Source organism: Bacteroides sp. MSK.20.12 (assembly GCF_019052435.1).
Lineage (GTDB): Bacteria > Bacteroidota > Bacteroidia > Bacteroidales > Bacteroidaceae > Bacteroides > Bacteroides xylanisolvens.
Genome location: NZ_JAHQVH010000040.1, coordinates 1 through 22,636 on the forward strand (window position 1 = coordinate 1; position 22,636 = coordinate 22,636).

Annotated in this window: 23 protein-coding genes; 7 read left to right on the forward strand and 16 right to left on the reverse strand. The window is 43.3% G+C overall.

What is annotated here, in order from left to right; genetic code table 11:
- The first annotated feature begins 124 nt into the window (after positions 1-124).
- Together KTR06_RS18315 and KTR06_RS18320 are read left to right on the forward strand one after the other, a co-directional pair.
- Positions 125-1,063 (forward strand): site-specific integrase, encoded by a 939-nt coding sequence (locus KTR06_RS18315; protein WP_055236279.1) that lies wholly within the window; start codon positions 125-127, stop codon positions 1,061-1,063.
- Between the two features lie 374 nt (positions 1,064-1,437).
- Positions 1,438-4,299: a hypothetical protein gene (locus KTR06_RS18320; protein WP_195504125.1), complete on the forward strand. Its 2,862-nt coding sequence runs from the start codon at positions 1,438-1,440 to the stop codon at positions 4,297-4,299.
- Positions 4,300-4,716: 417 nt separating this feature from the next.
- Here the strand turns inward: KTR06_RS18320 and KTR06_RS18325 are convergent, their stop codons facing one another.
- From KTR06_RS18325 to KTR06_RS18350, 6 genes are all read right to left on the reverse strand, one after another.
- A complete protein-coding gene (locus tag KTR06_RS18325) occupies positions 4,717-5,166 on the reverse strand; it encodes an N-acetylmuramoyl-L-alanine amidase (RefSeq protein WP_004314755.1) in 450 nt (149 codons plus the stop codon).
- Positions 5,167-5,169: 3 nt separating this feature from the next.
- Entirely contained in the window at positions 5,170-5,493 is a 324-nt protein-coding gene (locus KTR06_RS18330) for a hypothetical protein (RefSeq protein WP_117811028.1), read from the reverse strand.
- A gap of 266 nt (positions 5,494-5,759) precedes the next feature.
- A complete protein-coding gene (locus KTR06_RS18335; protein WP_008644339.1) occupies positions 5,760-6,284 on the reverse strand; it encodes an HU family DNA-binding protein in 525 nt (174 codons plus the stop codon).
- 190 nt (positions 6,285-6,474) lie between these two features.
- A complete protein-coding gene (gene dnaB / locus KTR06_RS18340) occupies positions 6,475-7,836 on the reverse strand; it encodes a replicative DNA helicase (RefSeq protein ID WP_118407843.1) in 1,362 nt (453 codons plus the stop codon).
- 16 nt (positions 7,837-7,852) lie between these two features.
- Positions 7,853-8,473, reverse strand: a complete 621-nt coding sequence (locus KTR06_RS18345) for a hypothetical protein (protein WP_217290684.1) — start codon at positions 8,471-8,473, stop codon at positions 7,853-7,855.
- Positions 8,474-9,050: 577 nt separating this feature from the next.
- On the reverse strand, positions 9,051-9,326 hold the full coding sequence (locus KTR06_RS18350) for a DUF4248 domain-containing protein (protein WP_217290685.1): 276 nt from the start codon (positions 9,324-9,326) through the stop codon (positions 9,051-9,053).
- Positions 9,327-9,605: 279 nt separating this feature from the next.
- Here KTR06_RS18350 and KTR06_RS18355 point away from each other — a divergent pair, with 279 nt between their 5' ends.
- Entirely contained in the window at positions 9,606-10,868 is a 1,263-nt protein-coding gene (locus KTR06_RS18355; protein WP_004314762.1) for a putative DNA modification/repair radical SAM protein, read from the forward strand.
- A 233-nt stretch (positions 10,869-11,101) separates the two neighbouring features.
- Positions 11,102-11,875, forward strand: a complete 774-nt coding sequence (locus KTR06_RS18360) for a TIGR03915 family putative DNA repair protein (RefSeq protein ID WP_151926783.1) — start codon at positions 11,102-11,104, stop codon at positions 11,873-11,875.
- Between the two features lie 87 nt (positions 11,876-11,962).
- On the opposite strand, the gene KTR06_RS18365 is transcribed toward KTR06_RS18360, so the two are convergent.
- Positions 11,963-12,631 carry an MgtC/SapB family protein gene (locus KTR06_RS18365; protein WP_004314765.1) on the reverse strand — a complete coding sequence of 223 codons (669 nt, stop codon included), beginning with the start codon at positions 12,629-12,631 and terminating at the stop codon, positions 11,963-11,965.
- A 175-nt stretch (positions 12,632-12,806) separates the two neighbouring features.
- Here KTR06_RS18365 and KTR06_RS18370 point away from each other — a divergent pair, with 175 nt between their 5' ends.
- On the forward strand, positions 12,807-13,172 hold the full coding sequence (locus KTR06_RS18370; RefSeq protein WP_117811035.1) for a DUF2809 domain-containing protein: 366 nt from the start codon (positions 12,807-12,809) through the stop codon (positions 13,170-13,172).
- Here KTR06_RS18370 and KTR06_RS18375 read toward each other — a convergent pair.
- The 5 genes from KTR06_RS18375 to KTR06_RS24550 form a co-directional block, all read right to left on the reverse strand.
- Complete coding sequence (locus KTR06_RS18375) at positions 13,167-13,475, reverse strand: HigA family addiction module antitoxin (RefSeq protein ID WP_009040788.1); 309 nt, start codon at positions 13,473-13,475, stop codon at positions 13,167-13,169. The genes KTR06_RS18370 and KTR06_RS18375 overlap by 6 nt on opposite strands.
- A 12-nt stretch (positions 13,476-13,487) precedes the next feature.
- Positions 13,488-13,802 (reverse strand): type II toxin-antitoxin system RelE/ParE family toxin, encoded by a 315-nt coding sequence (locus tag KTR06_RS18380; RefSeq protein WP_141409009.1) that lies wholly within the window; start codon positions 13,800-13,802, stop codon positions 13,488-13,490.
- A gap of 91 nt (positions 13,803-13,893) precedes the next feature.
- The gene (locus tag KTR06_RS18385) at positions 13,894-14,742 is read right to left on the reverse strand and encodes an ion transporter (protein ID WP_009040786.1); all 849 of its coding nucleotides are present in this window, start codon (positions 14,740-14,742) and stop codon (positions 13,894-13,896) included.
- 131 nt (positions 14,743-14,873) lie between these two features.
- A complete protein-coding gene (locus KTR06_RS18390) occupies positions 14,874-15,854 on the reverse strand; it encodes a lytic transglycosylase domain-containing protein (RefSeq protein WP_217290686.1) in 981 nt (326 codons plus the stop codon).
- Between the two features lie 21 nt (positions 15,855-15,875).
- The gene (locus KTR06_RS24550; protein WP_032851589.1) at positions 15,876-16,106 is read right to left on the reverse strand and encodes a hypothetical protein; all 231 of its coding nucleotides are present in this window, start codon (positions 16,104-16,106) and stop codon (positions 15,876-15,878) included.
- A 60-nt stretch (positions 16,107-16,166) separates the two neighbouring features.
- Here KTR06_RS24550 and KTR06_RS18400 point away from each other — a divergent pair, with 60 nt between their 5' ends.
- Both KTR06_RS18400 and KTR06_RS18405 read left to right on the forward strand, forming a co-directional pair.
- Positions 16,167-17,480, forward strand: coding sequence for a TIGR01777 family oxidoreductase (locus KTR06_RS18400; RefSeq protein ID WP_087323516.1), 1,314 nt, complete (start codon positions 16,167-16,169; stop codon positions 17,478-17,480).
- A gap of 178 nt (positions 17,481-17,658) precedes the next feature.
- Positions 17,659-17,922: a GNAT family N-acetyltransferase gene (locus KTR06_RS18405; RefSeq protein WP_120067492.1), complete on the forward strand. Its 264-nt coding sequence runs from the start codon at positions 17,659-17,661 to the stop codon at positions 17,920-17,922.
- A 37-nt stretch (positions 17,923-17,959) separates the two neighbouring features.
- Here the strand turns inward: KTR06_RS18405 and KTR06_RS18410 are convergent, their stop codons facing one another.
- The 4 genes from KTR06_RS18410 to KTR06_RS18425 all read right to left on the reverse strand — a co-directional run bounded on the left by KTR06_RS18410 (position 17,960) and on the right by KTR06_RS18425 (position 22,600).
- Positions 17,960-20,713 (reverse strand): PAS domain-containing hybrid sensor histidine kinase/response regulator, encoded by a 2,754-nt coding sequence (locus KTR06_RS18410; RefSeq protein WP_217290687.1) that lies wholly within the window; start codon positions 20,711-20,713, stop codon positions 17,960-17,962.
- Positions 20,714-21,162: 449 nt separating this feature from the next.
- Positions 21,163-21,429 (reverse strand): zinc ribbon domain-containing protein, encoded by a 267-nt coding sequence (locus tag KTR06_RS18415; RefSeq protein ID WP_004314772.1) that lies wholly within the window; start codon positions 21,427-21,429, stop codon positions 21,163-21,165.
- 118 nt (positions 21,430-21,547) lie between these two features.
- Positions 21,548-22,279 carry an SDR family NAD(P)-dependent oxidoreductase gene (locus KTR06_RS18420; protein ID WP_049703238.1) on the reverse strand — a complete coding sequence of 244 codons (732 nt, stop codon included), beginning with the start codon at positions 22,277-22,279 and terminating at the stop codon, positions 21,548-21,550.
- A gap of 21 nt (positions 22,280-22,300) precedes the next feature.
- Positions 22,301-22,600: a nitrous oxide-stimulated promoter family protein gene (locus KTR06_RS18425; protein WP_008021113.1), complete on the reverse strand. Its 300-nt coding sequence runs from the start codon at positions 22,598-22,600 to the stop codon at positions 22,301-22,303.
- Positions 22,601-22,636 lie beyond the last annotated feature (36 nt).

A 22,636-nucleotide genomic window follows, 5' to 3' on the forward strand; every position in this document is an offset into this window, starting at 1 on the left:
ACAATAAAAAATGAATATTGATGGATGGCAGTTATATAAATGATAGAATATCTTTGGATATATCCGGGTGGTAATAGTGAGAATACTTGTATCTTTATTGTCGAATAAATTAATAAATTGAGAAATGTTGAAAGTAGTAACATTTATGAAGCAGGTAGCCATGGGGCTACAGATGGAGGGAAACTTCGGTACTGCGCATGTTTATCGTAGCAGTCTGAATGCCATCATTGCTTATTGTGGGGAAGAAGATTTGCTTTTTAGTGAAGTAACTTCGGAGTGGCTGAAGGGATTCGAAGTTTACCTTCGCAGTCGTGGTTGTAGCTGGAACACCGTTTCCACTTATCTGCGTACGTTTCGTGCGGTTTACAATCGTGCCGTCGATCTTGGGAAAGTTCCTTATGTACCTCATCTGTTCCGTTCTGTTTATACCGGTACTCGTGCCGATCATAAACGTGCGTTGTGTGATGACGATATGAAGAAGGTGTTTGCAAAATTGTCTCGTACATCAAGTGTGCCATTTGCTGTATGTCAGGCACAAGAGTTATTCATTCTGATGTTTTCGCTTCGTGGTATGCCGTTTGTCGATCTCGCTTATTTGCGTAAGAGTGATTTGCGTGATAACGTAATAACGTATCGCAGACGTAAGACAGGACGACCATTGTCGGTGACATTGACTCCCGAAGCGATGATCCTGGTGAAGAAGTATATGAATCGTGATCCTTCTTCTCCCTATTTATTTCCATTGTTGAAAAGCCGTGAAGGAACTAAAGAGGCGTATCGCGAATATCAGTTGGCATTGCGCAGCTTTAACCAACAGTTGATGTTGCTAGGTGAATTATTGGGATTATCCGATAAGTTGAGCTCGTACACCGCCCGCCATACATGGGCTACGACAGCTTATTATTGTGAGATCCATCCGGGTATTATTTCCGAAGCGATGGGGCATTCGTCTATCACTGTGACGGAGACTTATTTGAAACCTTTTCGGAGTAAGAAAATTGATGAAGCAAATAGACAAGTTCTTGACTTCGTGAAACGCTCTGTTATAGGTGTAAGCGCTTGAAAATTACTCTGTTACTTTGTAGGTAACGGGAATGAATATCGGTGCAAATATGAGCATATTTCTTAAAACAACCAAACGAAATCATACATTTTTTCTAATAAACTACTCAAAATAGGAATTAACCAAATAAAACACGCGGATTCTTTGTATTAGGGCTTTGTTAACTTCTAAATTTTTGCAAAAGATCTCCTTCCCTCTACTGCCTTTCAGAAGCAGGGGTAAAAAAGTTTCATTGCTTATCGTATCATTTTTCAGTATTGACTACTCCCGAAGAGCAGGCACAAAGGTTTTCCCGTTACCTACAAAGTAACGGGCGGTCTATTATTGAAACTTAGTGTTTAATAATATATTATTAATGTAATTTTTAAGTAGTTATGAAAAGAAAATTTGTAAAAGTGATGCTCTTCGGGGCGTTGACGCTTGCAGTAAGTACAACTGTAACAAGTTGTAAGGACTACGACGATGATGTGAAAAATCTGCAGGAGCAGATTGATAAGATCAACACGTCAAGTCCCGTTAGCATTGAGGATATGAAAACCGCCATTGCAGCTGCAAAAACGGAGTTGGCTACAGAAATCGACAAACTGTCCAAAGCTCTGGAGAACAAAGATGCCTCTATTAAAGCATTGGAGGCTGAAATTGCAGACTTAAAAGCTAAACTGGCTGCCGCACAGGGGGATGCTACAGCAGCTAAAGAACTTGCAACGCAATTGTCTAGTAAACAAAATGAACTGAAGACTTTAGTAGATGCTAACGATGCAACTCTCAAAGCATTGAAGGAAAGCTATGACAAACTGACTGGTGCCGAAGGTGATATTCAGACTTTGCAGAATTTTGTAGCCGACTACGAGAACAACAAAGTAATCAGTGCAGCTGCAAAAACTGACGAATTGCTGTCTGCTTTTATCAATAGCACAATCGCAGAGAAACTTGATGGTAAAGATCTTGTAGAATATATCAATACTGCCGTAAGCACTGCCATTGCAACAGAACTTACTTCTGTGAACAATGCTATTACAGCTATTACAGGAAAAGATGGTGCGTTAACTAAAATTCAAGATCAGCTCACTAAAGCATTGGATGGTGATGCAACAAACAAAGGTATTCTTGCTAGATTGGATGATTTGGAAGATATTCAAGATGCTATAAACAGTTTCTTGGAAAAGAATCCGGGACAGTATGCCGATTTCGCGGCAGTGCTGAACCAGATCGAGACATTGCGTTCAAACTATGAGACGATGTTTACTCCTACCAATTTGAAGAGTAAAGTAGAAGATGCTATCGATGAAGCTATGAAAACTACCGACTTCACTTTCGAGCAGTTGGTTGGTGACGTGAAACAACATGGTATTGACATCGAAGCTATCAAAGCAATGGTACAGAGCGTGGTATATGTTCCGAAGAATACAGCCGGTACAGAAGAGTTTACCACTTTGTATGCTAAGAAGAATTCGAGTGCTACAAGCTATTCTATCATCTCACGCAGTGAAGACTTGACTGTTACATTCCGCGTTTCGCCTGCAAAAGCAGCACTAGGCTTTGAGACAGGAAAGTATAGCCTTCTTGTGGATGCGCAAAAGACACGTTCTACGAATACGAATATCTTCAAAGTAGGTGAGGTGACAGTAGAGAAAGAGGGTGGTGAACCTACAGGTCTTATCACTATTCCTTTGAGTACTACTAGTGCATCTGAAAACTATGCATTGTGTCTGATGGTGAAGGATAACAGTAAGGAAGTACTGACAGAGATTACATCAAACTACTTCCCTGTGTTGATGACGACCAAATATTTATCTCCTGGCTACAAGGTTAAATATATAACTGGTGAAACGGACAGAAGCATTATATATAATGATAATAAGTCAAGTCTGACATTCAGCAAAGATGGTAAGGAACAAGCTGTCTTCTATGATGATAAGACTACTGCCGATGCTGATGCTTCAACTACCTATACGGATATACCCGCAGGACTCAAGGGAGTATTCAATACAACCTTTGAATTGACTGGTGCTAACAAGCAATATTTTGCTATTGATGCAACAACAGGTAAAGTGACATTAGCGGAGACTGCCTTTGGTCAAGTAGGATTGGTAGGTCAGACTGTTGATGTTGATGCAAAGACTGCAATTACAGGCGTTGATGATCCTGTCACCACTGATTTGACTGCTACCGATAAAGTGACTATTACACAGAAAACGGAAAATAAAGAAATAGCATATAGCTTCGAAGGTACTTGGAAAGGTAATGGCGTGCAGACATATACTATCAATATGGTTGATTTGTATAACAAAGGAGCTATTACGGAGGCTGATTATAAAGCTTTGGCAGCTAGTGCTTTTGATGTAACTGGTGCAGATAACAGTGTAACTTTTGCTCGCGGCAGTGAGAACGCTTTGACAATAACAGTGCCTAGTGCAACAAAAGTCGGCACTTATAATCCTACAGCAGTGATAACTGTATCTTCTGTGAAGACAATTACAGTGAAGGCCGCTGTTACAGTTAAGTCTTTGGCAGACGTTGCTTTGACTACTGTAACTTCTCCTCAAAAGGTCGATGCAGGTGTAGATGCAGCACAGGCTACTGAAATTGCTGTAGAAGTAGGAGATGTTTCTACATTATTCCCTAACTATAGTGATGTATACAAAAAGGTAGTTACAGATGCAGGTGGTACTATTGAATTTGCAGCAACAGGTACTGGAATAGATTTCTCTAGTGCTCCAAAGCTAATTATTAATGAGGACTATGCAGCACCTGTAAAAGTGACAGCTACAGTGAAATGTGGCGAAAAGAAAAATGCGGTATATACAGTAACACTCGTTCCTGATGCTAAGTTGAGCGGCACATGGACTGCACCAACTAAGCTTACACAAAAAATAGCATCTGATAAAACCTCTACTGTTAATTTAGCTACAGGATCTGTTTGGAAAGACTATAGAGGTCAGAAGATGTGGGAAGCCGGAACTGGTGTAACTGGGGATGGTTCTAATGGATTTGCTAATTCGGTTGATGCTCTTGATATGTATGGTCTTACAGCTCCTGCTTTCAAAGTTGTCGGAGACAATGCCGATAAGTTTGAAGTTAGTGCTGCCGGCGAGTTGTCATACTCTCAAGCTGGTAAGGATATGCCATCTAGAGACGGCTTGACGGCAACTGTAGAAGTAACAGTTAAGTCTAAATGGGGAGGAGTAATCTCTTCAACAGGTGATGTTACGACAATAACTGTAACGGTTGAGTAAATATGATAATAACTCTTTTCTAAAAGATATCTCTTTTATTTCATTAGAAGAGAGAGTTTTTGAATAGATAACTTTTATAGATAATAAAACCCTTCTTCACCCTCGTGTGAAGAATATGCCGAGAAGAAACAAAGTGAAGGATATGGCTTGTGAAAGTCAATCCTTCCATCTTTGTTCTTCTTTAGAAAAGGGTGCCTCCCACATTTCCCACAGGTATCCCTTTTTATTTTTACTCTCGGAGCGTCTTTTTGTTGTACTAGAATCAAATTACTAGTCCCCCATTTCCCTATAGGTAAAGGAGGCGTTCCCAAGATGCAGAAAACCCGGGCTTGCGAAAGTCCGGGTTTTCTTGATTAATAACCAATAACAATTAACCAATAACAACTAACAATAGAATATGTAAATGAAAAAAGAAACCTATTCTTTATCCCACTCCTTGCTCGCTTCGAAACAGGGGCAAGCCTTGATCCACTCTTCCGGTTCAATCTCACCGTCTCCGTCAAGATCAGGACTAAGATCACGATGCCCGCAGACACGGCATCCCGGAAAATCCTTTAATAAAGTCAGGATAAGAACCCGTAGCGAGTGTTTCTGCCAACAAGTGCGCGTGTCTTTCGGCTGTCCCATGCAGTCCAGTCCGCCTTCATAGCAGATACCGATACTTTCCCGGTTGAAACCACGGCTATGCGCACCGATCCGTTCTAACGGACGGGTAGACTTAATATCCCCGTTCTTACGAATATAAAAATGATAACCCACACCATTGAAGCCGCGGCGACGATGGCAAACGTCCAAATCATGTTCGGTGAAAGATTTATCCTCGCGGGTAGCGGAGCAATGCACGACAATCAGATTAATAGTTCTCATGCGTTAGGCAGGTATTAAAGAAGTGGATGATGATGTGGATTCGGAACCATTGTTGCGCTGAATACACTCTTTATTGACACACTGTAAAGTGACAGCTTCCGAAAGTTTGCCTTTTAATGAAAAAATCTCCGAGTGCATTTCCTTCACACGGTCGCTCAAATCGAAATAATCCTTGAGCACCTTTTCGAGCTGTTTCATAAGGAAGCCATACTGCTCTTTCACTAGTTCGCTGAACTCTTTGACGTCCTGCATCATTTGCTGACGTTTTTTGCGACCTCCGAAAAAAGGGAGGATGGCTGTAATAATATCAATGATTTTGTCTAACATCTTTCTTGAATTAAAGATTAAAAATTAAAGATTGAGAATTGAGAATTAAAAAATAAGAGAAACTAAAAATAGGAAAACTAAAAAAACACGAGAATGAAAAAAATAGAGAAATAAAGAAAATGGGAAAATGCGGGAAAGAGAAAAACAGAAAAACAGCAACCACATGGCAAGGAACCATACATGGATCAGTTCCTGAAACCATGTGATACTGTTTTTTCTAAGGATGAAGTTTCATTCTGCCAAAGAAGATAGAGCGGGCAGCTTATTTACGCTGCTGGATCCGGTGCTTCTCCACCGCCCGGTTTATTGCCCCCCGAACCGCTGCCGGAATCATCGTCCGAACCACCGTTTCCGGAATCGCTTCCATCGCCCTTTCCGCCCAGAACGAAGTCCACGTTGTTTTCGCTTCGTGTACTCGTATGGCTCGAATTCATCAGCTTCAACGCTTTGTCGGCAACGAAGCGGACATTGACACGGCGGATGCTGCGCACCGTACAATCTTTCATAGTCTCCGTACCATCACTAGTCAGCGTGATGTGGAACGTACCCAATCCGTCAATCTTCACCTTATCGCCCTGGGTGAGCGACAGACGCAACTGTTCTACAAATGCCTCAATGGTGTGTTTCACATCTCCGGCAGTCAGTGACGATTTACTTTCGATGGCGGTAGCCATCGTATCAACGTCCATCACTCTTACATTGCCCGATTTCTGACGTATGTAATACAGTAACGGAGCATCCTCCTGATTTACATACTTTCTGCGCTGATAGCGTTCTACTAATACATCCATAAATTTGAAAAGTTAAGGTTTAAGTGAATAATTATATGTTTTCTTTTTGATACTACAAATATACAAAATCAGAGAGGCAAAGTCAAGTAAATATGGTTTTATTTTCTCTGATAATATAAAAAGTTTTGCACCGGATATGTATCAATACTATTTTGATAAATTGTCTTGATTATTTATACAATAGATCGTTTTATTTAGCATGTTTTTCCAAATATTCCAATGGCGGAACATAGTCATATATTTTTGTCATCGACGGATTATGTCCGAAATATACATTCCCAGTCTCTCCATTACGCTGCTTGGCAACGATAACCACCCCCAGTCCTTCTGTCGGGTAACCGCTTTCCCGGTCGGTGACGACGCGTTGCATCGCCGGTCGGTAAAGCAACATCACGACGTCCGCATCCTGTTCGATAGCTCCGCTCTCGCGCAGGTGTGCCAGTTCCGGACGTCCTCCGGGACGATTCTCCGACTCGCGGTTCAGTTGACTAAGCAGTACGACGGGAATATGCAGCTCCTTGGCCAGCAACTTGGCTTTCCGGGTGGCTTGTGCCACTTCCTGCTCGCGGTTGCGGTTGGCCTGCTTGGTAGTCATGTCGCAGAGTTGCAGGTAGTCGATAATAATTGCGTCACACTGATTGCGGCTTTTCAGTAGCCGGGCACTTGAGCGAATGTGATCCATGCTGACAGAAGTGCTGTCGTCCACGTAGATGGGGAGTCCCGACAGTTCTGAAGCTGCGGTGTGGGCATTTTCCATCTCTTGCAGGGTAGGTATTCCGTTTCTCCACCGGTAAGGATTAATGTTGCTTGCTGCTGCCAGCCATCGGTCGGCAAGGCGTTCCCCTTGCATCTCAAGGCTGTAGACGGCCACCGCATTGCCCGCCATTGCCGCGCTGCGTGCCAGGTGCAGGGCAAAAGCCGTTTTACCTACGGAAGGTCGGGCGGCTATCACTATCAGATCACTATCCTGCAAACCGCCTGTTTTCTGGTCGAGTTCGGTCAGTCCGGTGGGGATGCCGGTGACGCCGTTCACGCTTTTGGCAATACGCAATTCAGCTTCTTTCAGCGTGTCGGTCATTAGGGTGTCCATGCAGCGCATGTGGTCGTGGTGGCCGGATTCGCCTTCGAGACGGTCGAGCAGGTTGTGCGCGTCGATGAGGGTGTCGTCGATGTCGATTGTCTCATCCATGGCGCAGGTGAGGAGTTTGTTGAAACCGACTACGGCTTCGCGTGCCAGGTATTTCTGGTGGACGATTTGCGCGTGATACTCGATGTGGGCGGAGGAGGCTACCCGGCTGCTTAGTTGTACGATGGTGTACGGCCCGCCTATCTTTTCGAGCACTCCGCGACGGGTGAGCTCTTCTTTGACGGTGAGAATATCTATCTTTTTGTTTGCCTGATACATAGCTATCAAGGCGGCGAAGATCAGCTGATGATGATCGTCGTAGAACATTTCGGGACGTAGCTTGTCGGCTACGAGTGGCAGAGCCTCCTGTTCTATCAGGCAGGCTCCAATGATGGCTTCTTCGAGTTCGCTGGCGTGTGGTTGCATTTCTTTTCGATGTTTTTTAGTCTATATATTCGTTTAAGAAAGCCTTGTCTTTCAGGTAGGTGGCGGCAAGGGGGATGAAACGTGTGTCGTTGGTGTGGTAGTAGACTTCCTCGATGTGGTCGATGGCTGTCTGCTGTTCCTCTTTGGTGAGCTTGTCCCATTCTCGGTGGGCACGGGCGACGTTCTGTTTGGGTTTTTGCATCGTTTCATGATATTTATCCCAGAAAACATCGAACGCTTCGGATTTTTCTTTCTTTTTTTCTTCGCGGGCTTCCGGAGAGATGCAGCCGGTCCAGAAATCATAGTTGTTGATATGAATGTGGAAGATTCCTTTCTGGTGCGGGATGATCTTGATAATGCCCTCTTCCTGGATTTTTTGAAAGAAGCGGGTGGCTTTGGAGCGGCTCCAATTGAAGAGTTGGCTCCAGTGTCGCAAGCTGACGACGGACTCTCCACGTTGGCATACGATGTCGATCTCCTGAATCTTGTACGTGGTTTCCGAGTAGTTGGCGTGTATCAGGACTTGGAGGAGCGCTTCCAGTTCTCCCGGAGCTTTATCGTTTATCTGGCGTTTTAACAGTGCTTTGGGAATCAGGATGTAGCCTTCGTGCAGGAGGTTTTCTGGAAGTTGTTTCATTGAGGCGTATTTTTATTTACTTGTTGTTGTTTGGGGTTATTCCCATGTGCACACATTGTCGGATGCGGCTGCGAAGGTAGTGTATGAATGGCTGTTCGTGCAAATCTTTTTTGGCTGGAATGAAGGTGTTTTGAACGGTATGGTGGTATTTGGGCTGTATTGGGGGCTGTAGGACGGAAATAATGTTGTTCTGTGTGACACCGCGCGGGTGTAAAAGATGAGATTGGGGGAATGAATAGAAAAACAGAGGTTCTGTTGGGATGAAACAGAGCCTCTGTTTATTAGAAATAGAACCTCTGTTTGCCGTAAATAGAGGCTTTATTCGGGGACATGCGGCTTTTTTTTTGAGTATTTTTTTTAACAAAAAAACGAGCCACCAAACGAACACCCCCTGAAGGTGACTCAACTGCTTGTCTGTCATGCGTTTGCAACGCTCAAAAAAAAGTAGGCGAGCCACCAACCGAACATATATAAATACTAAAATATAATAATCTATATAATATAGTTCATTCAACACACTTTTTCTGTGTTTTCGGAGGTGTCAGGATGCAGTAAATCTTTACTTATGGGTGATGCGCTAACGTAGGATTATTTTTTCCGGTCCCCAGGTCATGAAAAGGATCTGCTGTTGCTTCGGACTTAGACGCGTTGTTTCGTGTACGTAATGTGCGGCTTTTAATTCATCGAAGAGCTGTTTGTCGAGTTCTATTTCGTTTCTCATTCTTTTGCTGGCTGTGTCAGCGTTAGAATATTCGGGAAAATACTCCTGCGCTACGGCAGAGAAGGTTTTAAAACCATTGATAACCCATTCTCGTTCTTCCATTTCTTCTTCGTTTTCGTTTGGATTCTCCATTTGTGTAAAATTAAATTGTTTATTAATGCAACACTTCATGTGTTGACTTTGCAAAGTTAATGAAAATATATTTGTTATGATAAAATAATTAATTTATTTTGTTCTATTATTTGATCTATGTAATAAAATATTGTATTTGGTAAACTCCTTTTGTAAGCGTAGCTTTTTGTATCATAAAATTTAACTTGTTTTGTATTGATATATTTGCTAAACTTTTTTTCTTCTATACGCGTCTCAAATTAAATCGTATATTTGCGAAAAGAATCAAGATTGGGAATTATGAACGAAAACGTCTTAGCTAAACTGAAGATACTTGCGGAATCTGCCAAGTACGATGTTTCCTGTTCTTCCAGTGGTACGGTGCGCTCCAATAAGCCGGGTACGCTGGGAAACACTGTCGGAGGATGGGGGATCTGCCACAGCTTTGCCGAGGACGGGCGGTGTATCTCGCTATTGAAAATCATGCTTACCAATTATTGTATCTACGACTGTGCCTACTGTATCAACCGGCGTAGCAACGATCTTCCCCGCGCCACATTTTCCGTTTCGGAATTGGTGGAACTGACAATGGAATTCTATCGTCGTAACTACATTGAGGGGTTGTTTCTTAGTTCCGGAGTGGTCCGCAATCCGGACTATACGATGGAGAGACTGGTGCGTGTAGCCAAAGATTTGCGGCAAGTGTACCGGTTTAACGGTTATATTCATCTCAAGAGTATTCCCGGTGCCAGTCGTGAATTGGTGAATGAGGCCGGACTGTATGCCGACCGTTTGAGTGTCAACGTCGAAATTCCCAAAGAAGAAAACCTGAAACTCCTTGCACCGGAGAAAGATCATAAAAGTGTATTTGCTCCGATGAAATACATTCAGCAAGGTGTGTTGGAGAGTAAGGAAGAACGGCAGAAGTTTCGCCATGCACCCCGTTTCGCGCCTGCGGGACAAAGTACCCAGGTGATTGTGGGCGCTACCTCCGAGTCGGATAAAGATATTCTTTTCCTTTCGTCGGCTCTTTACGGACGGCCTACCATGAAGCGTGTCTACTATTCGGGCTACGTTTCTGTGAATACATACGATAAACGTCTTCCGGCATTGAAGCAACCGCCTTTGGTACGTGAAAACCGGCTCTATCAGGCTGACTGGTTATTGCGTTTTTACCAATTCAAGGTGGACGAAATTGTGGATGATGCCTATCCGGATCTCGACCTCGAGATAGACCCGAAACTCTCGTGGGCTTTGCGCCATCCCGAACAGTTTCCTGTCGACATCAACAAAGCGGACTACGAAATGTTGCTCCGTGTGCCGGGAGTGGGAGTGAAGTCGGCGAAGCTGATTGTCGCCTCCCGCCGTTTTTCGCGACTGGGTTTTTATGAACTGAAGAAGATAGGAGTGGTGATGAAGAAGGCGCAATATTTCATCACCTGCAAAGAGCTGCCTCTCCAAATGCTGACTGTGAACGAACTTTCGCCGCAACGGGTACGTAGCTTATTGCTCCCGAAACCAAAAAAGAAAGTGGATGAACGACAATTACGATTTGATTTCTGATTTCTGATTTATGAATTCTGATTAAACGAATTACTAAGTATGTTAATTAGCTTATATAATAATTTAGGTACGGATTACACGGTTTTTAGTGCTGTCATTGCTGCAAAGAATCCGCATTAATCCCTGTAATCCGTGCCTAAAAATAAATCATAACCCGGAAATCATAACCCATAAATCATAAATCATAAATCATAATTCATAACCCGGAAATCATAAATCATAAATCATAAATCTTGAAAGTTTTCGTTTACGATAAAAGCTTTGATGGTCTGCTGACTGCCGTGTTCGACGCCTATTTTCGCAAGACCTTTCCCGATGATTTGTTGTCGGAAGGAGATGCTTTGCCCTTATTTTATGATGAGTTGCATACCGTAGTCACCGATGAAGAGAAGGCAGGACGTGTGTGGCGGGGATTGCAGAAGAAAGTCTCTGTTTCCGCTTTGGGCTGCCTCACACAAAGTTGGCTGTCGGAGCTTCCGGAGGTAGGGATGCTCATTTTTCGTTATATCCGTAAAGCGATCGACTCACCCCGTTCCATCGAAACCAATTTTGGCGATCCGGACGTTTTGCGATTGGCGCAAATATGGAAGAAAGTGGATGGCGAACGTGTGCACCTGATGCAGTTTGTCCGTTTTCAGAAAGCTGCGGATGGTACATTCTTTGCGGCTTTCGAACCGCAGTATAATGCGCTTCCTCTTACCGTTCACCATTTCAAAGACCGTTTTGCCGATCAGAAGTGGATTATCTATGACATGAAACGCCGTTATGGTTTTTATTATGACTTGCAGGAGGTGACAACCATCTCGTTTGATGATGACAGCCGTGAATCCCATCTGATTACGGGGATGCTGGATGAAAGTCTGATGGACAAGGATGAGAAACTTTTCCAACAACTCTGGAAAACTTATTTCAAGGCCATTTGTATCAAAGAACGTATGAATCCGAGAAAGCACAGGCAGGATATGCCTGTACGTTATTGGAAGTATCTGACGGAAAAGCAGAAATAGAGTTCCATCTCTTTATATTTTAGAATTAAAATACTCCTCCTTGTCTCTTCTGCTTTTCTTTTCTCTATTGTCTTTTTGTAAAGGGACTTATTCAATCCGCTGCACTGTTACCTCCGGAAACTCCTGTATCAATGAAAGCAGATGGCCTTCATCGTTATTTCGTTTCGACTTGATGACCATGCTCACCTGATAAAACTCTGCTTCACCCTTATGCAACGTTTCCATCTCGTAAGAGACTATCAGGTAGTCTTTAGAGTTGAATCTGTCCGCTATCTGTTTCAGAGTGTCTTTGTTGGAAGTAGAGAAAGAAACCATCGAGCTTTTCATTCCGATGCTTTTAAACAGGTAACTAAGTAATTCCAGTCCGATGAGGGTCAATACCATGGCAGCAATGCCGATGGTGTACATTCCTGCGCCTACTGCCAGTCCGATACCGGCAGTTGCCCAGATTCCTGCTGCGGTAGTCAGTCCGCGTACAATCTGCTTTTGGAAGATGATGGTTCCCGCACCGATAAATCCGATACCACTGACGACTTGTGCCGCCACACGACTGGGGTCGAGCGTGACACTGCTTTCTTTTATAATCTCCTGAAATCCGTATTGGGAAACAATCATAATCAGGGCACTGCCTAGTGATACGAGGAAATGAGTACGGTATCCGGCTTCTTTGGCACGGTATTCACGGTCCAGTCCGATGATCGCCCCCAGTATGCCGGCGACCAATAAACGAATGACGAAATCTATGTTCAACATCATGTGTTCAATCTCCTTTCTGTTTTTTTATTGTTTGTGGAAAAATACTTGGAACTATAAATATACAATTATTTCTCTTTTATGGATCAATCATTTAGTAATATTTGAACGTATTCGATCTATTTTATCGTATATTCGCAGACTCAAATGAATGTTTAACCCTGTGATTGAGTGAATAATGAAGAAAAGATTTTTTTATATAATCAGCTTTCTGCTGATCTTTTGCATCGAGGTATTGATAGCTTTGTATGTGCGTGACAATTTCATACGTCCTTATGTCGGAGATATGCTGGTGGTAGTGCTGGTGTATAGTTTTGTGAGGATATTTCTCCCGACAGGAATTCCGCGGATGCCGTTTTATGTCTTTCTTTTTGCCTGTTTTGTGGAAGTGCTGCAATACTTCCGGTTGGTGGAAACATTGGGGATCACGAACCGTGCAGCCAGAATCATTCTGGGCTCTACGTTCGATTGGGCGGACATAGCTTGTTATGCGGTGGGCTGTGTGTTTATTGTTTTATTCGAGCGTATTGGCAAGAACTCATAGCAATGAGGCGCACATTTTTCGTATTTCGTTTAATCGGTTTGAAAGTGCTTTCTTTTCACGTGCCAGAGCCATATTATATCGTGCTTGCATATTGATGAGTAGTTCCGGATTAATGTTTAGAGCGGCTTCTATCATTAATGCAAAATCACTGGTAATAGGTCTTTTCCCATTTAAAATCTCATTAAGCATTGTATAGGGAACTCCCAGAATTTCCGAGAATTTCTTTTGAGAGATTCTGCGACATTCCAATTCTTCTTTCAATATATCACCTGGGTGTGTTGGTAATCTTTTTATTGTATCCATAATTTAATCTTTTTATTGATAATGATTGGTTATATCTGTCACTATGCAAATGGTTAATATGATTTCTGTACCTTCAGTGCGAGTTTTAAATTCCAGTCGATAGTGATAGTCTATGCGAATGGAAAAGTAGTCCGCACGGCCTTGAAGAGCTTCGAAGTTCAGAGAGTTGAAGACAAATAAATCTTCTATTCGGGTAGCGGCGATTAATGTGTCGATACGCTTCTGGTATTTTTTTATAATAGCCGCATCAAACCGATATTTTTTGCTTTTACACTTGCCATTCTCATATAACTCTTTTAGATACTCTTTCTCATATTCTATAATCATATTCCGTTTGTTTCTGCAAATATAGCATTTAATTTGTGATTCACGAAAATAGTGAATACCTTTTTCGTGTTAAATAAAGAATAGATATTGTTTAGTCATTATTCAATTTATGTCCGCAATATTTGCAAAACTCGGCATTGTCTTCGTGTCCGGAGCGATGGCAGTTGGGACATTCTTTGTCTCTTCTGCGTTTGTAGTCTTTCATCATGGAGGCGGATACGATCCCTGTCGGTACGGCAATGATTGTGTAACCGATTAGCATGACACAGGCGGAAAGGAACTTCCCAAGACCGGTGACGGGGGTGATGTCTCCATAGCCTACGGTAGTCATGGTGACGATAGCCCAGTAAATGCTGTTCGGGATGTTGTTGAACTGTGAGTTGGGTTGTGTTCCTTCAATCATATACATCAGCGTGCCGATGGAAGTCACCAGGATGACGACAAATAAGAAGAATACCGCAATCTTCTTGCTGCTTTCGCGTAAGGCGGTGAGCAGTCGTTCGCCCTCATTCAGAAAGTTGAAGAGCTTGAAGACACGGAATACCCGTATCAGGCGGAAAGCACGGATGATGAGCAGATAGCGTGCACCGGGGAAGAGCAGGCCGATGTAGAGCGGAAGGGTGGCTAGCAAGTCTACGATTCCGAAGAAGCTGAATATGTATTTCCGGGGACGGGGCGAGCAGTAGATTCTCGTTAGGTACTCGAAAGTGAAGAAAGCGGTGAAAAGGTACTCCATAATGACGAACGGAGTCGTCAGAAAGCTGGGAAGTCCTTTCAGGCTTTCGATGATGACAAGCAGTACGCTGACTAGAATACAGCCAATAAGAATCACGTCAAACAGTTTCCCGGCGGGAGTGTCCGATTCGAAGATGATGACGTACAACTTTCGTTTCAGTTTTTCGTCATGTAAAAAACGATGGATTCTTTCTTTCAGTTTCATACTAACAGTTCATACTAAATGCTATTTGGACGTTCCTCCGGCATCTTCTTGTAGAAAGAGGTTGTTTGGCTGTGGATGGGCAGTACAAACTCCGTTTTCCACTATGAGAAGAGGTTGGGGGGAGAGGATTTTCACTCAATGACCCATTGTTTATTATAGGCCTCTGTTTTTTTCGGATCGTAATACATACCTTCTTGTGTGGGAATATAGAGGGTGTATGTCTTTCCGGTCTTGTTCCTTAATGAGGTGTCGCGCAGCCAGGGGTTGGCATCACGGAGTTGTGCGTATGTGATACCTTGTGATTTGGCATAATCATTCAAATCATTGATGCTAGTGGAGACGGTCACCTTTTTGTAGGGAATGGGCGGATACAGATGTTCCCGCTTCAACAGAAACCCGTAACGTTGCGGGTTGTTGAATATCTCTTTGGCTGCCAATATGCGGAACATATAGCGGGAAGTTTCTTCTACCAGCCATAAGTCCATGGCATGACTTGCCAGTTGTTTGTCGAGTTGGGAGGAGATACGTCCCTGTCCGGCATTGTAGGCGGCGGAGACAGCCATCCAGTCTCCATATTTGGCATACGCTTGTTTGAAATATTTGCAGGCGGCTACGGTTGCTTTTTCAATGTGGTAGCGTTCGTCTACGTTGTCGTTCACTTCCAGTCCGAATTCCCGTCCGGTGGCGGGCATAAACTGCCACAGTCCTGCTGCTCCTGCCGGAGAGCGGGCGATGTTGTTCAGGTTACTTTCGATTACCATCAGGTATTTGAAGTCGTCGGGGATGCCGTTGGCTTTCAGTATCGGTTCTATGATGGGGAAGTATCGGTTGGCACGTTTTATCAGTAGCATGGTGGTGGAATGCATATAGGTGAAAGCCATCATCTCACGATCCATCCGTTCGCGGCGGTCATAGCGGCGGAGGTCAATGGTTTCTCCGTCAAAAGTAACCTGGGCGGGAACGGTGGGCGAGGTGACGCAATAAGGAACTTCCGATTTGGCGGAATGTTGTTCGGTCACCTGGCTGCTGCCTGTCAATACAGGAATGGATGCGCCGATGCAAAATACTAATATGAGCGTAAGAATATAGTTGATTTTAGTTTGTTTCTTCATTTATTTATTTCATTATTTCAGTTAATACCATTCAGTTTCTTGTTCAGACTTTGTCGGACTGTTCACATACTTGCCATTCTCTCCAAACAGATCGCTTTCTGTATTCCGTCCGCCCTGTTTGTAGATGCCGTTCATCGTCTCCTTTATTTGATAGAACAAATTTTCTCTCTCTTTGTCAGTCTGTTCAGAGATTTTTTTTCTTTCAGTATTAAAGTCTGCCTTGCAAAGATAGCCCCATTTTGTTTTTTTCAAAGAACTTTTCTTGCATTTTATACGTTTTTCTAGTAGAGTTAAAATAAATAATGAATCAAGATGAATATAGCAATGACCGGAGCTACCGGATATATAGGTAAACATCTTTCCAATTATCTCACAGAAAAGGGCGGACACCGGATTATTCCCTTGGGAAGATCGATGTTCCGCGAAGGTATGTCCGGACATTTGATTCAGACATTGACGCATTGCGACGTAATCATCAACCTGGCTGGCGCACCCATCAATAAGCGTTGGACACCGGAGTACAAACAGGAATTGTTCAACAGCCGCATTGTGGTGACGCACCGTATTATCCGTGCGTTAAATGCCGTCAAGACAAAACCGAAACTGATGATTTCAGCTTCCGCCGTGGGCTATTATCCTCCGGAAGTGGAAGCGGACGAATATACCCGTACCCGCGGCGACGGTTTTCTTTCCGATCTCTGTTATGCATGGGAGAAAGAAGCCAAACACTGTCCCCAACCTACCCGGCTCGTCATTACACGCTTTGGCGTAGTGCTTTCTCCGGATGGGGGAGCGATGCAGCAGATGCTTCGTCCTTTGCAAGCCACGAAGGTAGCTACCGCCATCGGTCCCGGCACCCAGTCTTTCCCGTGGATAGCCATGCACGACCTTTGCCGTGCTATGGAGTTTTTGATCGCCCACGAAGAAACGCGAGGTGTGTATAATCTGGTCGCTCCGCAACAGATTTCGCAATATTCTTTTACCCGTGAGATGGGGAGGGCTTATCAGGCATGGACAACGATTATTGCTCCGCAGCGGGCTTTCCGTATATTTTACGGTGAAGCGGCCTCTTTCCTTACAGCCGGTCAGAAAGTCCGCCCGACACGTCTGACGGAAGCCGGGTTCCGTTTTTCCATCCCTACTGTCGAACGTCTTTTTAAAGGTACGGATCACACCACGGTCTCCTCTCTCGACCTGAACCGATATATGGGACTTTGGTACGAAATAGCCCGCTACGAGAACCGTTTTGAACACGGGCTGGTAGATGTCACGGCCACTTACACGCTTCGTCCCGACGGTACGATTCGTGTGGAGAACCGGGGATGCAAGCGCAATTCTCCTTATGATATCTGCAAGACTGCCAACGGACACGCCAAGATACCCGATCCCGCGCAACCGGGTAAACTGAAAGTCTCTTTCTTCCTTAATTTCTACTCTGATTATTACATATTGGAGCTGGATGAAGAGAATTACAACTATGCCCTTGTAGGCAGCAGCACCGATAAATATCTCTGGATACTAAGCCGCGCGCCGCAACTGCCCGAGGAAATCAAAAAGAAACTCGTCACCGCTGCCGAACGCCGCGGTTACGATACCAACCGGTTGCAATGGATAGAACAATTTTGATTATAAATATGCTTCATAATTAGTTTATATAATAAATCTAGGCACGAATTACGCTGATGAACACTGTTGCTTTATCCATGCGTCATTTTGAAAAAAAACGTAAAATCCGTGCCTGATAATAGATAATTATTAGGCAAGAGTACTTAAAACAATAATGAACTTTAAAACAACATAGATTATGGATTACGAAATTATTCATCAGCCCGAACAGCATTTGTTTAAGACAGAAGTAGACGGTCGTACCGCCTTTGTACAATATCGCCTCTTAGGTGATTCTCTCGACATCATTCATACCATCGTGCCCCGCCCGATAGAAGGCCGCGGAATAGCCGCTGCATTGGTAAAAGCTGCTTATGCCTATGCAGTAGCCAACGGAATGAAACCGAAAGCCACCTGCTCTTATGCGGTGAAATGGCTGGAACGCCATCCGGAGTTAGGTTAAACCATTGTCCGGATGGCGTCAACAGAATTGTTTGTGTTTATTGATATTTGGTAGAAAAAAGTCCTAATAGTTGGCTTTTGTTTAATGGTTTGGTGAGGAATGCGTTGCAGCCTGCTTCCATGGCACTCGTTCTGTCAGAATCAAATGCGTAAGCTGTCAGGGCGATAATCGGGACTTTTGTATCGAATTCCCTGATTTTTCGTACCGCTTCGAGTCCCCCCATAATCGGCATCTTCATATCCATAAGAATGATGTCGTACTTTTCATTGCGTAACTTCTCAAGTGCTTCCACTCCATTTTTTACCCGTGTGAGGTTGTATTTGAAGAGAATGTGCTGCACTAACGAAAAGTTACTGTCATTATCTTCGGCAATCAGTACTTTGAAATCTTTCTTGTTGATCTCGCTCAATGAAGGTATTTGCTGGACGAGGACCGGTGTTGCAGGTGCATTTTCAATTTCTTGTATTTCCTCCTTTTCCTGTGTATCTATTTTACAGGGAACCCATGCCCAGAAAGTGGAACCGATACCGGGATTGGAAGTAAAGCCTATTTCTCCTCCTGCGCCCTCTATGATTGCTCTCGAAATGGCTAGTCCGAGTCCTGTGCCTTGTGCAAATTCGTTGAGCTTCTGGAAACGACCGAATACTCTATCCTGCAATTCCACCGGGATACCGACACCCGAATCCTGTACGTAGAACCGCACTCCTTCGTTTTCTATACTATATCCCATTTTGATAAATCCCGCATGGGTACATTTCACCGCATTGGTAAGGAAATTCATCCATACCTGTTTCAGACGGTTGACATCGAGAAATATCCAGCAATCCGAACAAGGATTGTCAACAAAGAGTTTCACGTCGGGATTAGTCATTTTCTGTTGAATCATCATATACAGCTCGTTGCAGACTCTTGACAGATTGAATTTCTCCCTCTTACGTTCGAGGATTCCCGATTCTATTTTGGAGAGATCGAGAATATCATTAATGAGCCGCAGCAACAATTCATTGTTCGATTCGATGATATTCATGTATTCTTCTTTTTCGGCCGGATCATCGCAATGCACCATCAGACCGGAGAAGCCTACAATGGCGTTCAGAGGCGTACGTATTTCATGGCTCATATTGGCGAGGAAGGCTGATTTGAGGCGGTCGGAAAGTTCTGCTTTTTCTTTCATCTCTTTCAGTTCCTGCGCCATCTTTTCCCATTTCGTGTTGTTGAACTTGATACCGGTATAGCGGGTGACGTTTCCTTTTTTATCTCTTTCCACGGGGATTCCCGTTACAATCAGAGTTTGCCATTCATTCTCCCATTTACTTTTGGAACGGTACTGGAAACTGAATTCCTTGTCCGTTCGCTGAATCATATATTCGATATATTTGCAAACACAGTCCACATCTTCCGGATGTGTAGCCTCCATGTAATCGTTCGGAGTGATGGTTCTTTCCGGATGATAGTCGTTGACGGGATCGTTGAAGGCTTTGAACTGTCTGGTCGTGACGTCAAAATCCCAGTACGACATTCCGACAGTCTTGAAAGTAAGCTCCATTTTGTAGTTTCTTTCTTTTACTTCCTCGTCCAGTTGGTGAAGTTTGGATATATTTTGGCGGAAACCGGTGAAGCGTATGTTGTTGCCATCTTCATCCTTCTCAAAAGGTACGCCCAGAATGTTGCAGTATTGCCATGAATCGTCGTATTTTGTTTGTATGCGACAGGTGAAATTGATGGTGACATCTTTTCCTGATAGCATGGATTGCATGGCATCATAGACGGCAGAACGGTCATCGGGATGGACGGCTTCTATATACTCTGCGATGGTGAGAGGTTTGTCGCTTGCGTAATCATTGATCGGATCGTGGTAGGACTCGAATTTCCGGGTACGCACATCGAAATCCCAGTGAATGATATTGCTCACTTGCATGGCAAGTTCGCGTTTGCTTATCAGTTCCTGCGTTTTCTTTACCATTTGTAGTCTTTCGGTGATGTCCAGTTGTGTTCCGATAATCAGTAATTTCCCCATGTGTTCGGAGGATAGGCGCATCCTGCTTTCATAGTGGCGATATTGCTTTTCGACTTCATCAAAGAAACGTAATGTGATTTGTCCGTTTTCGATTTCCTTATTTATTAGCTGTGAAAACACAAGGCGCAACTGTTCACAGTCCTGCGGATGCAATATATCAAAAAAATCGTCCAGTGTCATTTTTTCTTTCACAATGGACGTGCCATGTAATGAACTGAATGTTTTTTTGCGGACATCATATACCCAGGAAGACATATTGGCGGCCTCCATTGCCATTTCCAGATTTTTCTTGTTTTCTTCAGTCCGGAATTCTGTCTCTTTTACCGATGTTTTATCGTTGGAGAGCAGCACGTGTCCGATGATGTTTCCTGCTTTATTCCATAAAGAGATTACCTGGACTTCGAAGATCATGCTGTTCTTATTATGAGTCGTAAAGTACTCGTCTTCATTAATGCGATTGAAATCATACTCAAATTCCAGCATTATATTTTCTTCTCCGCTTTGTATTCTGGCTTTGAGCTGGTCGTCCATGTAAGGACTGGAAAACAGGTTGACTGTGCCTACTACTGCACTCCGGTCGTTAACTCCGTACATTTTCAATGCATGGTCATTGATGAAACGTAAAATGCCGTCCGTGTCATACATTTCTATGCTTATCGGCAGGCGGGCATATACACTTTCTGCAAACAGAAATTGCTCGTGTATCAATTCTGTTATTCCTTGTTCAAAGATTGTCTGGCCGTTATCACTGGAAAGAGTCTCCTTTTCATTCATTTTAATTGTTGTTTATTTTCGTCTGTATGGTTAAATGGAAAATTTAATAATAGAGTGTACATACATTACTTTTTGTCATAGTAGTATACTCCTTACCTACAAATGTAATAAAAACAATAGAGAAAAGGAAATAATGAACGAAAAAACTGAAATTGTGGATATTTTATGCTTTTCTCAAATTCATAGAAATATCTCTAGGTTACTATCATATCTCTTGAATTGCCGTATAATTGTGAGAAAAAGAAAGGAAATCTGTAATAGAATGTCTTTTATGAATAATGAACTCGTGATGGGTAATTTTAGAATTTTGACTTGAAAATAGATGATGTATATATGAAAGATAGAATCTGGGAGAATTTATTTGTAGTCGGAAAGGAACATGACGCTTCATTTTATTATATAAACTTTCAGAGATACGCTTTTCTCTGAAAGTCTATATTTATTACGTCTTATTTCCATCTCTTCAACTGTGGGAAGAACTCTTTCATCGTTTTACGTGCTTCTTCCACCGTGTATTTCACTTCCGAGTCTTTATTAAACTCATCGAGGTAATTCAGGTTGAGTTCGATCATTTCGTCCATCGTACACTCTTTCGTGAAATGTCCGTCCGCATAGCAATAGTGGCAATAATCCTGATTCTTGCTACCGTCTGCTTCTTTTCCAAAAGTTGAGTCGTCTATCGGCATACCGCAACTCTGACAAATTTTTTGTTCCATCTTTTTTTGTTAGATTATAAGTTTATGTTACAGGACAAATATAGGTAGAATTATTGGAATAGGAGTTATCTGATCTTGCTAATTACCTGTTCATTTCCCGGCTTGTTCACTTTTGGGGTTAATTTGTTTTTACCGGCAGGCGTTTCCACATCCAGCGGGGAATCATTTTCCAGAAAAACACCAGAATCCGGTAACGCCAGTCGATTACTGCTACCCGTTGTTTGCGCTTCAGCGACCAGGAGATGTGACGGCCCACTTCGGCGGCATCCATCAGCAGTGGATAATGCTTTCCGTCATTCAGTAAATCGGTGGCTACAAATCCGGGACGAATATCGGTAAAACGGATATGTAGCTTTTGCAGGTGTGACAGTTGTTCGAGCGCATCAATATAAGTGTTTTGAAAACGTTTGGTGGCAGAATAGGCAGGAGCAACTCCGAGCCCTTTCGTTCCGGCAATGGAACTGATAACGGCCAGGTGTCCGCCTCCGTTTTTCTTAAAGTACATGAATGCAGTGTCTACCATTCGGATAAAGCCTTCTACATTGGTGTGTGCTGTGTTCAATTCTACTTCCATGTTCAGGTCCATATTCTGGAAACCGATGCCGGAACTAAGAAGAAACAAATCCATGCCGCCTAGTTTGTCGATGAGCAGATTCAGCTTTTCGCTTGCATCCTCTTGGGTTACGTCTAATGCTTGGATTTGAATTTGATCCGGTGCTGCCCGTTGCAGGTTTTCGAGAGAAGATTGCCGTCTGCCGGCTACTCCGATTTTCCAGCCTTCCAGTAACAGGCATTTTGCAACTTCTTGTCCGATACCGGAGGTGGCCCCTATGATAATGGCTTTTTTCATCACTGATTTTTTTTTAGTAAGTTATAGGTTCAATAAATGTCGTATGGTTTGCCAGGGTGCATAGAACAACATTCTCGGTCCGGAAAAACGCATTACCTGTCGCATTCGTTCGCGCAGGACAGGCTTGTAACAATGTACCGTGCACTCTTTGCATGCACCCTTTTTCTCTCCAAACGGACAACGGTCGAGACGGGCATGCGCATAGCGAAGCAGCTCTTCACAGTCGGTACAAAGAATCTTGTTTTTTTCTTTTTTCCGACAATAGAGGCGGATCATTAACTCTACTGTTTTCTTTTCGTGTGCGATGCGTGATACCTTCATCTCTTTCTTCTTTACACTTTGGTTTGACAAAGATAG

Coding starts and splice junctions, on each gene's coding strand:
- KTR06_RS18315 (WP_055236279.1), top strand. CDS start 125: ATGTTGAAAGTAGTAACATTTATGAAGCAGGTAGCCATGGGGCTACAG.
- KTR06_RS18350 (WP_217290685.1), bottom strand. CDS start 9,326: ATGGAGAATCCAAACGAAAACGAAGAAGAAATGGAAGAACGAGAATGG.
- KTR06_RS18425 (WP_008021113.1), bottom strand. CDS start 22,600: ATGAAGGTATCACGCATCGCACACGAAAAGAAAACAGTAGAGTTAATG.
- dnaB (WP_118407843.1), bottom strand. CDS start 7,836: ATGCAACCACACGCCAGCGAACTCGAAGAAGCCATCATTGGAGCCTGC.
- KTR06_RS18420 (WP_049703238.1), bottom strand. CDS start 22,279: ATGAAAAAAGCCATTATCATAGGGGCCACCTCCGGTATCGGACAAGAA.
- KTR06_RS18380 (WP_141409009.1), bottom strand. CDS start 13,802: ATGATTATAGAATATGAGAAAGAGTATCTAAAAGAGTTATATGAGAAT.
- KTR06_RS18345 (WP_217290684.1), bottom strand. CDS start 8,473: ATGAAACAACTTCCAGAAAACCTCCTGCACGAAGGCTACATCCTGATT.
- KTR06_RS18410 (WP_217290687.1), bottom strand. CDS start 20,713: ATGAATGAAAAGGAGACTCTTTCCAGTGATAACGGCCAGACAATCTTT.
- KTR06_RS18375 (WP_009040788.1), bottom strand. CDS start 13,475: ATGGATACAATAAAAAGATTACCAACACACCCAGGTGATATATTGAAA.
- KTR06_RS18355 (WP_004314762.1), top strand. CDS start 9,606: ATGAACGAAAACGTCTTAGCTAAACTGAAGATACTTGCGGAATCTGCC.
- KTR06_RS18385 (WP_009040786.1), bottom strand. CDS start 14,742: ATGAAACTGAAAGAAAGAATCCATCGTTTTTTACATGACGAAAAACTG.
- KTR06_RS18400 (WP_087323516.1), top strand. CDS start 16,167: ATGAATATAGCAATGACCGGAGCTACCGGATATATAGGTAAACATCTT.
- KTR06_RS18330 (WP_117811028.1), bottom strand. CDS start 5,493: ATGTTAGACAAAATCATTGATATTATTACAGCCATCCTCCCTTTTTTC.
- KTR06_RS18335 (WP_008644339.1), bottom strand. CDS start 6,284: ATGGATGTATTAGTAGAACGCTATCAGCGCAGAAAGTATGTAAATCAG.
- KTR06_RS18325 (WP_004314755.1), bottom strand. CDS start 5,166: ATGAGAACTATTAATCTGATTGTCGTGCATTGCTCCGCTACCCGCGAG.
- KTR06_RS18415 (WP_004314772.1), bottom strand. CDS start 21,429: ATGGAACAAAAAATTTGTCAGAGTTGCGGTATGCCGATAGACGACTCA.
- KTR06_RS18320 (WP_195504125.1), top strand. CDS start 1,438: ATGAAAAGAAAATTTGTAAAAGTGATGCTCTTCGGGGCGTTGACGCTT.
- KTR06_RS18390 (WP_217290686.1), bottom strand. CDS start 15,854: ATGAAGAAACAAACTAAAATCAACTATATTCTTACGCTCATATTAGTA.
- KTR06_RS18365 (WP_004314765.1), bottom strand. CDS start 12,631: ATGATGTTGAACATAGATTTCGTCATTCGTTTATTGGTCGCCGGCATA.
- KTR06_RS18405 (WP_120067492.1), top strand. CDS start 17,659: ATGGATTACGAAATTATTCATCAGCCCGAACAGCATTTGTTTAAGACA.
- KTR06_RS18370 (WP_117811035.1), top strand. CDS start 12,807: ATGAAGAAAAGATTTTTTTATATAATCAGCTTTCTGCTGATCTTTTGC.